Consider the following 14,337-nt stretch of genomic DNA (forward strand, 5'->3'; position numbering starts at 1 on the left):
CTAGATGAGTAAAGACGAAGTAATCGATCACTATTTTTATGATGAGGCAGCTTATGATTATCATGATGGTGGTTATGTGCCATTGGAAGAACCACAGGTACCGCAACAGCCATTAAACATTCCTAAAATATTGCAGCCGGATAAGGAAACGGCAACGGACATGTATTACACAATTGTTGCTCAAACAGGCGCGGTCCAGTTGATGCCCGGTGAAAAAACGAAGACCTGGGGATACAATGCGCCGCTGTTAGGTAAGACAGTAGTGTTTAAAAATGGGAAGACCATTCATTTGCACCTGGTTAACCATCTACCTGAATTAACGACTTTTCACTGGCATGGGTTAGCGATTCCCGGTCCGATTGAGGATGGTGGTTGTCATGCCCCTGTCTATCCAGGTGGCAGTCGTGACGTTACCTTTAAGATCAATCAACCAGCCGCTTTTGTTTGGTTACATGCCCACCCGTGTCCAGCAACCGCCGAGCAGGTATGGCAGGGCTTAGCTGCTGGGGCAATTGTCCAAGATGAACATGAGCAGAGCCTTCCGTTACCACGAACTTACGGGGTTGACGATATTCCAGTTATTTTACAAGACCGTCGTTTTCATGAAAATAACCAGTGGAACTACCGGAAGGACTATGATCCCGATGGTGTCGCCGGACCAACACCGATGATTAACGGTACGATTAATCCGTACTTTGATGTTACGACCCAGAAAGTTCGTTTGCGGTTCTTGGATGGTGCTGACCGCCGCGAATTCCGGTTACACTTTAGTGATGATCTTGAATTTACTCAGATTGCTGGTGACCTAAGCCTGTTACCACATCCGGTTAGAATGACGAAGCTCTTGATTACCTGTGCAGAGCGGCAAGAAATTATTGTCGACTTTGGCAAGTACAAGCCGGGGGATGTTGTGACGCTTTACTCTGATGATGTTCCTCTTCTCCGGTTCCGAATTCATGAATTTAAGCCTGATAATACCACGATTCCAGCCACCCTATTTGAAGTGCCAGATCTAGCTGTTGATCCAGACCTTCCAGTTCACCATGTTACCCTTGACGGAATGGATGAAGCGGTTGCGATGAACGGTAAGAAATTCCAGATGGATCGGATTGACTATCAGATGCCGATGGGGAAGGTTCAACTGTGGGATATCTGTAATACAAACCCGGCTCCCGGAATGATTCACCCATACCATATGCATGGAACCGCATTTAAAGTTGTTTCGCGGAATGGCCATGCACCATACCCTAATGAACTAGGGCTGAAGGATACGGTTGCAGTTAATCCTGGTGCACATGTTGTGATTAAGGTGTGGTTCCATGTTTCGGGCGTCTTTATGTATCATTGTCATATCCTTGAGCATGAGGATGGCGGCATGATGGCCCAACTTCAAGTGATCGATCCAGCAAATCCCAACAAGAAGTATCATTTAATGAATCACATGACGATCATGAAGGCTTTTGCTGAAGAACGTCATGTGCCGATGGATCAACTGTGGCTTGGCGGAATGGAATCCTACAAGAAAATGGGAATGGAAATGTAGTTGTTTAAGAAGATTTTAATTGCTAACCGTGGTGAAATTGCCACCAGGATTACCCGCGCTTGTCATGAACTGGGAATCAAAGCGGTAGCAGTTTATGCTAAAGAAGATGAGTATAGTGCTCATCGTTTTGCTGCTGATGAAGCTTATCTGATTGGGAAAAATGAACAACCTATCGACGCCTACCTTGATATTGATGAAATTATTCGAGTAGCAAAGGCTGCTGGTGCTGAAGCCGTTCATCCCGGATATGGTTTCTTAGCTGAAAATGCTGATTTGGCTCAGGCGTGCGTTGATAATGGCCTTAAATTTATTGGTCCTAAGCCAGAGCATCTCCGTATGTTTGGTGATAAGCTCGTTGCTAGGCAGGTAGCGATGAAGGCGGGTTTACAGCCGATTCCTGGTTTGACGGGTAATGTCACTAGTCTTGCACAAGTTAAAACCTTTGCTCATCAGTACGGTTATCCAATTATGATTAAAGCTGCTAACGGTGGTGGTGGCCGGGGCATGCGGATTGTTGAAAACTACCAACAGCTAGCTGCCGAATTTGACCAAGCAAAAGACGAGGCTTTAAAGTCATTTGGGTCGGATGAAATGTATGTTGAAAAAGATATTCAACACCCCAAGCATATTGAAGTGCAGGTTTTGGCAGATGAACATGGTAACGTGATGCACTTATTTGAACGGGACTGTTCCGTTCAGCGTCGTCACCAAAAGGTTGTTGAATTTGCGCCTAGTGTAGTGTTAACACCAGAACGACGGACAGAGGTTTGTAATTTAGCCCTTAAATTAATGAAGAGCGTCCACTACCAAAACGCTGCGACAATTGAATTTTTAGCGACGCCTGAGCAGTTTTACTTTATTGAAGTTAATCCACGGGTTCAGGTTGAACATACGGTAACTGAATTAATTACTGGGGTTGACATTGTTAAAGCCCAGATTCGGATTGCTGCAGGGGAGGATCTTCATCAAGATATTGGATTGCCTCACCAAGCAGACTTGCATTTTCATGGTGCAGCTATTCAGTGTCGAGTAACGACCGAAGATCCTGAAAATAATTTTATGCCAGATACTGGTCGGGTATTGACCTACCATGCTCCCGGTGGTACTGGAGTGCGGCTTGATGGCAATGTTTACTCCGGGTATGTTGTAACTCCATACTTCGATTCCCTATTAGTTAAATGTTGTACTAAGGGGGACGACTTTGCAGAAGCACGGGTTAAGATGCTTCGAGCTCTACATGAGTTTCGGCTACGTGGTGTCAAAACGAATATTCCCTTTATGGTTAACGTGTTACGTCACCCCACTTTTGTTGCCGGAAATTGTTCAACAACCTTTATCGATGAACATCCGGAATTATTCCGCTTTGATCATCAACCAGATACGCCAATACAATTATTAAGGTATATTAGCAATGTCACCGTGAATGGCTTTGCTGGGGTAACTAAGCAGAAGCACTTAAACTCGGCAGAATTGCCGCAGCCACGATACAGCCAATTACAACCCACTTCGGCGACGGCTGGCAAGACGGTTAAGGATATCTTAGATGAGCAGGGAGCCACGGCCGCAATGGACTACGTAAAAAAGCAGTCCCAGGTATTATTAACTGATACTACAATGCGGGATGCCCACCAAAGTTTGTTTGCTACTCGAATGCGAACACACGATATGCTGCCAGCAATGAAGATTTATGATCAGGCAATGCCAAACCTCTTTTCAGTGGAGAGTTGGGGTGGGGCCACTTTTGATGTTTGTTATCGATTCCTAGGCGAAGATCCTTGGGTCCGGCTACGGTTACTTAAAAAGTATATGCCACATACTCTCCAACAGATGTTGCTGCGAGCATCTAATGCAGTGGGTTACCAGAATTATCCTGATAATGTTTTGAAACGTTTTATTGACCATAGTGCTAAGGTGGGAGTCGATGTTTTCCGAATTTTTGATTCCCTCAATTGGATTGAACAGATGCAGCGAAGTATTGAATATGTACGAGAAACTGGGAAAATTGCTGAAGGAACAATGTGTTTTACCGGCGATTTTCTGAGCTCTACCGAGCATAAGTATACGTTGGATTACTATATGCAATTGGCCCAATCGTTAATTGATGCTGGTGCACAAATGATTGGCATCAAAGATATGGCAGGGTTGTTAAAACCGCAGGCAGCCTACGAATTGGTTGGTCATTTAAAAGCTAAGTTTGATGTGCCTATTCACCTTCACACTCATGACACGACCGGAAATGGGGTAGCAACTTACGTGGCAGCAACCAAGGCTGGCGTGGACGTGGTAGATGTTGCAATGGCGGCGATGGCTGGGACAACTAGTCAACCTAGTATGGGAACCTTTTACTATGCGCTCGAAGGTGACCAGCGACAGCCCGTTTTGAATATGCATAATGTCGAAGTGCTGAACCAATACTGGGCAGGTGTTCGTCCGCTTTACCATGACTTTAGCAACGGGATTAATGCTCCACAGCCAGACCTGTACCGCACTGAAATGCCTGGTGGGCAGTACTCTAATTTAAAACAGCAAGCCCAATCGTTAGGAATTAAAGATTTTGGTCAGGTTAAGGCGAAGTACCGGGAAGTTAATCAACTCCTTGGTGACATTATTAAGGTAACTCCAAGTTCGAAAGTTGTCGGTGATCTGGCAATCTTTATGATCCAAAATCATCTGGATAAGAAAAATATTTTTACTAAGGGTCGACACATTGACTTTCCTGAATCAGTGGTTAACTTCTTTGCGGGGGATCTCGGGCAGCCTTATGGTGGCTTCCCTAAGAAATTACAGCAGGTCGTCTTAAAAGATCACCCAGCGATTACGGTTCGGCCAGGGAGTTTAGCTAAGCCAGCTGATTTTAAAGCAATTAAGCAGGAACTGACTAACAAGATTAAACACACCCCCAGTGAAGATGATTTACAAGGATATTTAATGTATCCGAAGGTGTTTATTGACTACTTTAAGAATTATCAGCAGTATGGTGAGGTAATGGACCTAGATACTACGACTTATTTCCAGGGAATGCGGCCGGGAGAAGTTAAACACATTCAGTATGGTCAAGGGCAAGAGATGATTCTCAAATTAGACTTTATTTCAACCCCAAATCAAGATGGTAAGCGGACATTATTTTTTGAACTTAATGGCCGAAGTTTGCAATTAATGGTTAGGGATAATAGCTTAAAAGAAACAGTGAAAGCAACGCCGCAGGCAGCAGCGGATGATCCCGGTCAGTTAGGGATGCCACTGAATGGGACTGTGGTTAAAGTTAACGTACAAGTTGGTGACCAGGTTAAGGCTGGAGATATCCTCGTGGTAACCGAAGCAATGAAAATGGAATCGGCTGTCAAAGCACCATTTACGGGTAAAGTAGCAAAAATTTACGCTAGCGTTGGTAATCATTTAAAGAGCCAGGATTTATTGTTAACTTTAACTAAGTAAATGCATAAATTTACTAAACTTAATGCGCGAGGGATCGCGACTTATAATTACTCGCTGCTATCATCAACCAATGAGTGGGCAAAGCACCGGTTGATGACGGGGGCAACAGCGCCATTTTTAGTAACCGCCCGTCAGCAGACTGCCGGCCATGGTAAATTTACCCGGAAATTTTATTCACCCGCAGGCAGCGGAGCTTATTTTACCCTTGCATTACCTAGTCAATTAGCAATATCAGGGGCGCACTTGACCGTGACAGCCGCAGTTGCCGCTTATGAAGTGTTAAGTAGTCATTTTGCCCGACCGTTATCAATTAAGTGGGTAAATGACTTATATTGTAGCGGTCGCAAAGTTACTGGTATTTTGGCAGAGGCGGCCGTTAATAATGAAAATCATGTTTGCGGAACCGTCATCGGTTGGGGCATTAACTTAGCTGCGCCTGCGAAGGTACCAGCTGAATTACGCTCGCAAATTAGCTGGTTGAGTGCGACGCCAGTCAGTGATTGCCAGCGTTTGGCTATTATTGAGGCAATTACTGCTCGTTTTTGGGACCTATTGACTAGTTGTCCTTGGTCACAGGTGTTGCAAGTGTACCGGAACCACCAGTTTCTAGCTGGAAAGCATCTCGTGGTTGATACTGGGCGCACACAAGTAGTTGGCTATTTTGATCACCTAACGGATGATGGTTACTTGAGTCTGCGAACGCCTCAGGGGATGCAAGTGTTTACGGCTGGAACTGTTCGAGAATTACCTGGTTAAATGACTAATCAAAACGTTACCTTAAATACACAACAAAAATCATTTGCCCAAGCACTGTTTAATGCTTACCAAACTAAGCAGCCACTAAAAAGAGCAGACTGGGAAGGGGTTGTAACCGACGATGAAACGGCCTATGCGGTTCAAGATTGCGTTGCCCGGTTAAAGCAGTTACCAACCGGCGGCTACAAAGTTTCATTGACTAGCCAGCAAACTCAGGACATGTTTGATGCTGATAGCCCACTGTATGGACAACAAGTTGATTCCCACTTTTTACCATCACCAGCGGTCTTATCATTAAAGCAACAAACAATGGCTCCGTTATTAGAAGTTGAATTAGGCTTTCGCGCAACGGAAGACCTATTACCAAGCGATAGTTTAGATGATCTTCGTCATAAGACCACCGTTTGTGGAACCTTGGAGCTCCCTGACTGTCGGTTTGCTGACTGGTTTCCCGACCTAAATAGATACTGTGTTATGAGTGATTGCGCAGTTGGTGGTTACGTTGTGTATGGCAGGGAGCGGCCAGCAGATGAAGTATTCTCAACTGTTGATGATGCTGCCAACGTAAATGCGACTCTCTATCATGATGGACAAAAAGAAGCGACAGGACAGTCTAGTGAAGTCCTTGGTAATCCCTTTAAGTCTTTGCAATGGCTAGTCGGTAAACTTGCTGCCCAGGGTAAACAGTTCCGAGCGGGACAGCTAGTTTCATCTGGTACCTTTCTCTTACCCCCACACTTAACAGCAGGCAAGTGGGAAGCTAAGTTTGACCACGGATTCGGTGATGTGGTTGTTAATGTCAATGATTAAATGACTAGGAAAGTAGCAGTTATTGGAATGGGACATGTCGGGGCAACCGTTGCTCATTACCTCGTTGCTTGTGGATTTACGGATGATTTAGCACTGTATGACACGAACGAAGCAAAGGTTCGCGCTGATGCGCTTGATTTAAGAGATGCAATGGCAAACCTGCCTTATCATACTAATTTGACCGTTAACGATGATTCACAATTGGCTGATTGTGATGTGGTGGTTTCGACCCTTGGTAAATCGAAGCTAGTTGATACGCCTAATCATGATCGTTTTGCAGAATTTAAATTTACTCGTACTCAAGTCCCGTTAGTAGCAAAAAAACTGGTTGATAATGGCTTTCATGGTAAGTTAGTCGACGTAACTAATTCATGTGATGTTATTACCTCCATGTATCAGAAATTGACGGGGCTCCCTAAAGAACACGTGCTGGGGACAGGAACCTTGCTGGATTCAGCTCGGATGCGGGCTTGCGTTGGCGAAGCCTTAAATGTAGATTCCCGATCGGTAGTTGGCTTTAATCTTGGTGAACATGGTAACTCTCAGTTTACCGCCTGGTCGACAGTTCGCGTTTTGGGCAAGCAGGTGGTTGATCTGGCTAAAGAATGAGTGGATTTAGCCGATGTCGAAGAACGTTCGCGACAAGGCGGTTATATGGTTTATAAGGGCAAAAAATATACCAATTATGGGGTAGCAACAGCGGCGGTTCGTCTGACTAACGCCTTATTGAGTGATGCTCGAACAGAAATGCCAGTGTCTAATTACCGCGAAGAATATGGCACTTACCTTTCGTACCCGGCAGTAGTTGGCCGCGATGGAGTAGTTGAACAATTGCAGCTCGACTTAACAGCCACTGAACAGAAAAAGCTAGCAACCTCAGCTAAGTACATCAAAGACCGGGTTAAGGCTGAAGAACAACGAGCAGCCCAAGCTGGCAACTAAATGAAAGCAATGACTTGTAAAGAATTGCTGAAAGTTATGAAGAATGATCAGGTAGAAATTGATCCGCAAAAGCACGGTGAGATTAGCTATGTCTTTAAGATCAATCATCATCCCTTTGGCCACCTCGACCGGTACGGTAACCTCTTCTTGAATACCTATGCTGAAACTGTTTCACGACCACTAAGCGTTGGCAAACAGATTATCGACCACTGGACACATAACGCCGTTAAAGGTTTTCGTATTAATCAACGACGTCTTAATAAGTGGCATTTTGCTAGCTAAATGACGGCTTTAACCATCTTAAAGTCAGTCTTAAATGATGAAAAACGAACCTTCCCTGCCAGTTCACTTTGTCAGCGTCTGGGAGTCTACATTGGTCAGCCGACTACCATTGGCGCAACCGGAGTGGTTGATCAACCAACGTTAGATTTAACCAATCATGAACAAGAGCTATTTGAAAAATCAGCTCAAGCGATCAAACATAATTTCAACCAGGTAAAGTAGATGGGAAATAAAGTTGCAATAATTGGCCTCGGTCACGTTGGTGCGACCGTCGCGACAAATATCGTTACTGCTGGAATTGCCAGTGAATTAGTATTAATTGATGAACAAGATCAGGTGGCGCGGGCTAATGCATTTGATTTAACCGACCAGCAGGCTTACTTAGCTACGACAACTAAGCTTTCCTTTATCCCCTATCACGATGACTGGGCAACCTTAGCAGATGCCGACGTAATTATTTTTGCGGCTGGTAATATTAAAATCGTTTTAGGCAACCCCAACGACCGTTCAAACAACCGGGTTGGCGAACTAGCTAGTTCAGCGCGGATCGTTAAAGAAGTAGGTCCACGGATTAAGCAAAGCGGTTTTCATGGCGTCATGATCTGTATTTCCAATCCCTGTGACGTAATTGCGCAACTAATGCAGCAAGAAAGTGGGTTGCCAGCCCATGCCGTTTTCGGAACTGAAACTTCTTTAGATACTGCCCGTCTGCACCGTGCTGTTGCTACCGCAGTCAATAAATCAATTACTGACGTAGCTGGTTATGTTATTGGAGAACATGGCGAAACTCAATTTGCGGCTTGAATGAAACAGTATCAAATAAATCCACTTGGTGATCAGGCACTTGAAATTTCATTCGTTAATCGGATTGATCCTGCAGTTAACCTTCGGATTCATCAAATTAGCAGATTGATTTTAAGTGCTCATATCCCAGCAATTTACACCGTTATTCCCGCTTATCGGACCTTGACTGTTCTCTTTGATGGCGTCAACGCGGTAGCAACCGACCTCATCCCCGTGCTTGATTCAATTGTTAGTCGGGCTTTTCACAACAAACCAGCTCCCACCAAAACCTGGTTAATTCCAGTTTTATATGGCGGACAATACGGGCCTGATCTTTCCGGCCTTGCCAAGTTTGCTCATACCGATGAAGCCGGGGCAATCAAACTTCATACTAGTCGGGATTACTTAATTTACTTTCTAGGCTTTCTTCCCGGCTTTGCATATATGGCAAGTGTTACCGACCGGATTGCGATGCCCCGTCTTGCTAAGCCCCGGCTTAAGATTGCTGCTCGAAGTATTGGAATTGCAGGTAAACAGACTGGCTTTTATCCGATTACTTCCCCGGGTGGTTGGCAAATTATTGGGCGAACTCCGGTGACCCTCTATCATCCTGAACACCCTAAAAGCTTTTATGCTGCTGGCGATAAGGTTCGGTTTTTTGCGATCGATCACGATGAATATGAGCGAATTCGGCAAGCCGACCGACAGGGCCAATATCATGTCAAGGTGGTGAATAATGATGGCAACGATTAAATGATGGCAACGATTAATGTATTAACTCCTGGAACGCAAACGACGATTCAAGATTTGGGGCGACCTCAGCACCAAATTGATGGGTTCCCTGAAGCTGGCAGTATGGATCAGGAAGCAATGAAAATTGCCAATCTTCTAGTTGGAAATCCGTTGGGGGCGCCGGTTCTGGAATTTGTATTAACTGGCCCCACAATTACCTTTGATCAACCAGCATTTATTGCAATCACTGGTGGTAACGTCACTCCCCAATTGAACGGTGAACCTTTACCAAGTTATCAATGTATTCAGATTCATAGTGGTGATCAGTTAGCAATCGGTAATATGAGTGCAGGAGTATTTGGTTATCTTGCCATCAAGGGTGGGTGGCAGGTTAATAAGTTTCTTGATAGTTATTCCACTATCCTGCGTTTACAGCTTGGTGGTTATCATGGTCGCCAGTTAAAAAGCGGTGACCAGCTCAATTACCATTCGACAATGACTCTTACAGCATATTATCATCGGCGAACGACCACCCCACATTGGCCAGCTAAACAACAGGTTGTAACTATTCATGTTTTAGCGGGACCACAGTGGACTGATTTTTCAGCTAATGACCAACAGCTTTTCACTAGTCAAGTGTATCAAGTAAGTAGCAATGTAGATCGAATGGGATATCGCTTGCAAGGAAATAAGTTGACAACTACCTTGCCCAGTATGCTTTCTACGGCAACCGTCCGTGGGGCAATTCAGCTTACTACTAATGGTCAACCAATCGTTTTGATGGCTGACCGGCAGACGACTGGCGGTTATCCTTTAATTGCAGTTGTCGCCAGTTATGATCTTAATAAGCTGGTTCAGTGCCGCCCTGGTCAAAAAATCAAATTTAATTTAATTGATCTGGCAACGGCGACTGCTAGGCTCCGGAAAAAAGAGCAAATGCTCACTGATCTTGCTAATAAAATCAGTGATACCCGTTATATACCGCCATACGGGATTAACCGGGTTGCCAGCCAACGGATAAAGCAATTATTTTAATTGAATACTGATAACATAGAAAAATTGATTAAATTATTAAAAGAGAACGACCTTGCCGCAATTGAATATTCGCATCAAGATGAGCAGATTAAAATAACGGCGCGACCAACCAGTAGCGACCTTAAAACTATTCAACCGGTAGCGCCTGCGCCTACTCCTTCTCAAGAGAAACAACCAGTAATGGCGACTAAAGTTGCGGCAACCAGTAATAATACGATCAATTCGCCAAGTGTTGGTGTCTTTTATACTGCAAAGTCGCCCCAAGAACCGTCATACGTTAAGGTTGGCGATAAGGTAAAGAAGGGTGATGTTGTTGGCGTAATCGAAGTTATGAAGGCCTTTACTGATGTGATTGCAGACCGTGAAGGAATTGTTGAAAAAGTCTTAGTAAATAATGAAGAGGGGGTTGAGTATGGACAACCACTTATTCAGCTCAAGTAGATGGACAACCACTTATTCAGCTCAAGTAGTTCGGTCAGTAAATGGCCATTCCATAAGGTTTTAATTGCTAACCGTGGTGAAATTGCTGTTCGGATTATCCGGACTTGTCGCATCCTTGGCCTTCAAACGGTGGCGGTTTATTCGACTGCTGATAAAGATGCGCTCCATGTAAAGTTAGCTGACCAGGCAATTTGTATCGGTCCTGCTAATGCTAACAGTAGTTATCTTAATATTTCTGCGATTATTACGGCAGCCAAACTCACTGGTGCCGAAGCAGTTCACCCAGGATACGGCTTCCTTTCTGAAAGTGCTGACTTTGCGCAGGCCTGTGAGCAGAATCATCTTAAGCTTATTGGTGCTAGTTCTAACGTGATTAGTTTGTTGGGTGACAAAGAACAATCACGGCTGACGATGAAGCAAGCAGGACTTCCTGTTGTACGGGGGAGTCAACATGTTATTACTGATGTCGATGATGCTCTCAATCAGGCACGGGAGATTGGTTATCCGTTGATGCTCAAAGCCAGTGCTGGTGGCGGCGGTAAGGGAATGCGAATTATTAATTCAGCTAATGAAATGAAAGCTAAATTTGCTACCGCCCAGGAAGAAGCAATTGCATCATTTGATAGTAATGAAATGTACCTTGAGCAATACCTGCCTAATCCCCGACATATTGAAGTGCAGATTATTGTTGACCAGTATGGTAACGTTTTGGCCTTGGGGGAACGGGATTGTACGATTCAGGCGCACCACCAAAAGGTAATTGAGGAAGCGCCAGCGCTTGTTGTGCCAACTAGTACCCGTACTGAGATGTTACGACAAACTGAAAAGGCAGTTGCTAATTTACATTATGAAGGGGCGGGCACTATTGAATTTCTCTACAATCGCGACGGTAGCTATTACTTTATGGAAATGAATACCCGGATTCAAGTTGAACACCCCATTACCGAATTAACAACGGGGACCGATTTGGTTGAACTTCAGCTCCGGGTTGCCGCTGGTGCTAAGTTAAGCAAGCACCACGAAGTTCCACATGGTTTTGCACTTGAGTGTCGGGTTAATGCGTTGACCCCGGGGAAGATCACTGCTTTGTATCTTCCTGGTGGGCAGGGTGTCCGTGTTGATACGGCCCTTTATCAAGGCTATACAGTTCCTGGCAACTACGATGGCATGATTGCTAAAATTATTGTTTATGGCGACCGTCGCCAGCGGGTTCTTCAGCAGATGCAAGAGGCAATTGATGAAACGGTAATTGGTGGAATCAAGACTAATCTTGAACTATTGATTCAAATTTTAAGAGAGCCAGACTTCCAACGATTAAAAACAAATGTTAATTGGTTGGATGACTTAGAAAGGAGTAAGTAAGTGTTAACAGTAGATTTGAATAGTGATTTAGGCGAAAGCTTTGGGCACTACACCATCGGTAATGATGAAAAGCTGTTGCCACTGATTACTTCGGCCAATATTGCTTGTGGTTTCCATGCTGGTGATCCGCAAGTGATGGCTAAGACAGTAGCAATCGCCGAAAAAAATGGCGTTCAAATTGGGGCCCATCCTGGGTATCCGGATCTTAATGGCTTTGGTCGTCGTTACTTGGCAATGGCTCCTCGTGATGTTAGCAATATAATTACTTACCAAGTAGCTGCGCTTGCTGGTTTTACTAGCGGGCATCATCTCCATCACGTAAAGCCGCATGGCGCTTTATATAATGCCGCGGGAAAGGACTATGAGTTAGCCCTCGCTATTTGTAAAGGAATTCAGCGAGTTGATCCGCAATTACCAATCTACGGTCTTGCTGGTAGTAACTTAATTAAGGCAGCCAATGAGGTTGGCCTGCCAGCCCGTTCAGAAGCATTTGCTGATCGGGCCTACCAAGCTGACGGTAGTCTGGTGCCGCGTTCGCAAGCTGGCGCAGTTCTAACCGATCCAGCTGAAGTTGCGCAACGGGCCGTATCAATGATTAACGAACAAGCGGTAACAGCAATTACTGGTGAAACCGTTCCGTTAAAAGTTGATTCACTGTGTGTTCATGGTGATAACGAAGCAGCCTTATTAATTGTTAAGCAATTACGTAAAACACTTACGAAAAATGGCATTGAGCTAGCAGCCTGTTAAATGAAACAACAAAAGAACAGTGAACAATTAGCAGAGTCTCACCGGAATAAATTACGGGTGGCAGCAATTGGTGGCGCATTTTTAATGGCCATGTCAGCGGTTGGCCCGGGTTTCTTAACGCAAACGGCTACCTTTACGAGCCAAAGTGGCGCTAATTTTGGGTTTGCTATTTTAATCTGTATTCTTGTTGACATTGTTGTTCAACTAAACATTTGGCGAATCATTGTTGTCGCTGGCAAGCGTGCGCAGGTTATTGCTAATGAAGTTTTCCCAGGCCTTGGCTATCTCCTATCGGCCTTAGTGGCAATTGGGGGACTCTTCTTTAATATTGGTAACATTGGCGGTGCCGGATTAGGATTAAACGTTCTTTTCGGCATTTCGCCACAGAATGGGGCTATTTTGGTAGCCACATTTACAATTATTATCTTGATTATCAAGAATGCATTAACTACCGTTGACCGTACGGTACAGGTACTGGCGGTAATAAAAATTGCTATCTTAATCTATATTTTGTGGATTATGAAGGTGCCTTATGTAACAGCAGTTCGGCATTCTTTTGTGCCCACTAAAGTTAACTTTTATTCGATTGTTACTATTGTTGGTGGGACTGTTGGTGGCTATATTTCATTTGCTGGTGGTCACCGGTTATTGGCTGGAGGAGCCAAAGGAACCGCTGATATTAAATATGTCAATGAAGGGGCATTGACCGGGATCGGGCTGGCCTCAGTTATTCGGGTTATGCTCTTTCTCGCTGGCCTGGCTGTAATTGTCACTGGTTATCAGCTTGATCCAACTAACCCGGCAGCCTCGATTTTTAAGTATGCGGCTGGAAACTTTGGCTACAAATTCTTTGGCCTCCTGCTATTGGCTTCTGGGATTTCATCAACCCTTGGATCAACGTTTACTTCCGTTTCCTTTCTGAATTATGCGCTGACGGATAAAGCATCTAACAAATTTGCTAAGTATCAACGAATCTTAACGATGACTTTTATCATTTTTTCGACGATTGTCTTTTATTTTATTGGACAGCCAGCCAAAGTATTAGTGGTGGTTGGTGCCTTGAATGGCTTTATTCTCCCAATTGCGCTTGCCATTCTTTTACTAGCAGCTCATCGGCAAAAAATAGTGGGAGCTAATTATCACCATCCTCTGTGGCTAACGATTACCGGTTGGACTGTAGTTGTCTTTATGGCTTACGCCAGTGTTGAAGCAGTAATCAATATGTTTTAAAATTTATCCATAAATTTGCGAGAATACCCCCACTTCTATAAGTAGGGGATGAATCGCTCTCTTAAAGTACGTTAGTGCTTTTTCTTTTGTTCTATGATATATTTAGTATATATCTATAAAATGTGGTGATAACAATAGAATTAGATAGAAATCAGCATTCAGTATACTTACTTAATTACCATTTGGTAATGGTGGTTCATCGGCTACTTACCGCAAAACATCCAAAGGGTACTTAG

Annotated in this window: 13 protein-coding genes and 2 pseudogenes; all 15 read left to right on the forward strand. The window is 44.3% G+C overall.

Annotated features, from left to right (window positions below):
- The first annotated feature begins 4 nt into the window (after window positions 1–4).
- A complete protein-coding gene (locus HHK02_RS09675) occupies window positions 5–1,543 on the forward strand; it encodes a multicopper oxidase family protein (RefSeq protein WP_181462355.1) in 1,539 nt (512 codons plus the stop codon).
- Window positions 1,544–4,978 (forward strand): pyruvate carboxylase, encoded by a 3,435-nt coding sequence (locus tag HHK02_RS09680; protein ID WP_181462356.1) that lies wholly within the window; start codon window positions 1,544–1,546, stop codon window positions 4,976–4,978.
- The gene (locus HHK02_RS09685; protein ID WP_078010006.1) at window positions 4,979–5,734 is read left to right on the forward strand and encodes a biotin--[acetyl-CoA-carboxylase] ligase; all 756 of its coding nucleotides are present in this window, start codon (window positions 4,979–4,981) and stop codon (window positions 5,732–5,734) included.
- Window positions 5,735–6,544 carry a 2-keto-4-pentenoate hydratase gene (locus tag HHK02_RS09690; RefSeq protein ID WP_181462357.1) on the forward strand — a complete coding sequence of 270 codons (810 nt, stop codon included), beginning with the start codon at window positions 5,735–5,737 and terminating at the stop codon, window positions 6,542–6,544.
- Window positions 6,545–7,486 (forward strand): annotated as a pseudogene (locus HHK02_RS09695) (L-lactate dehydrogenase). It begins immediately after the preceding gene.
- A complete protein-coding gene (locus HHK02_RS09700) occupies window positions 7,487–7,768 on the forward strand; it encodes a hypothetical protein (RefSeq protein ID WP_078010003.1) in 282 nt (93 codons plus the stop codon).
- Entirely contained in the window at window positions 7,769–7,990 is a 222-nt protein-coding gene (locus HHK02_RS09705) for a Rossmann-fold NAD(P)-binding domain-containing protein (protein WP_078010002.1), read from the forward strand.
- Entirely contained in the window at window positions 7,991–8,572 is a 582-nt protein-coding gene (locus HHK02_RS09710) for a lactate/malate family dehydrogenase (protein WP_181462358.1), read from the forward strand.
- Window positions 8,573–9,304 carry a 5-oxoprolinase subunit PxpB gene (gene pxpB / locus HHK02_RS09715; protein ID WP_078010000.1) on the forward strand — a complete coding sequence of 244 codons (732 nt, stop codon included), beginning with the start codon at window positions 8,573–8,575 and terminating at the stop codon, window positions 9,302–9,304.
- Complete coding sequence (locus tag HHK02_RS09720) at window positions 9,305–10,318, forward strand: 5-oxoprolinase subunit C family protein (RefSeq protein WP_181462359.1); 1,014 nt, start codon at window positions 9,305–9,307, stop codon at window positions 10,316–10,318.
- The gene (gene accB / locus HHK02_RS09725; protein ID WP_078009998.1) at window positions 10,319–10,759 is read left to right on the forward strand and encodes an acetyl-CoA carboxylase biotin carboxyl carrier protein; all 441 of its coding nucleotides are present in this window, start codon (window positions 10,319–10,321) and stop codon (window positions 10,757–10,759) included.
- Entirely contained in the window at window positions 10,760–12,121 is a 1,362-nt protein-coding gene (locus HHK02_RS09730; RefSeq protein ID WP_181462360.1) for an acetyl-CoA carboxylase biotin carboxylase subunit, read from the forward strand.
- Window positions 12,122–12,871 carry a LamB/YcsF family protein gene (locus HHK02_RS09735; protein ID WP_102816300.1) on the forward strand — a complete coding sequence of 250 codons (750 nt, stop codon included), beginning with the start codon at window positions 12,122–12,124 and terminating at the stop codon, window positions 12,869–12,871.
- Window positions 12,872–14,101, forward strand: a complete 1,230-nt coding sequence (locus tag HHK02_RS09740) for an NRAMP family divalent metal transporter (RefSeq protein ID WP_152712223.1) — start codon at window positions 12,872–12,874, stop codon at window positions 14,099–14,101.
- A 125-nt stretch (window positions 14,102–14,226) separates the two neighbouring features.
- Window positions 14,227–14,298, forward strand: a pseudogene (locus HHK02_RS13260) (IS200/IS605 family transposase); the annotation flags it as partial.
- Window positions 14,299–14,337: the final 39 nt, after the last annotated feature.

This window comes from Limosilactobacillus reuteri, from assembly GCF_013694365.1.
GTDB classification, from domain to species: domain Bacteria; phylum Bacillota; class Bacilli; order Lactobacillales; family Lactobacillaceae; genus Limosilactobacillus; species Limosilactobacillus reuteri_E.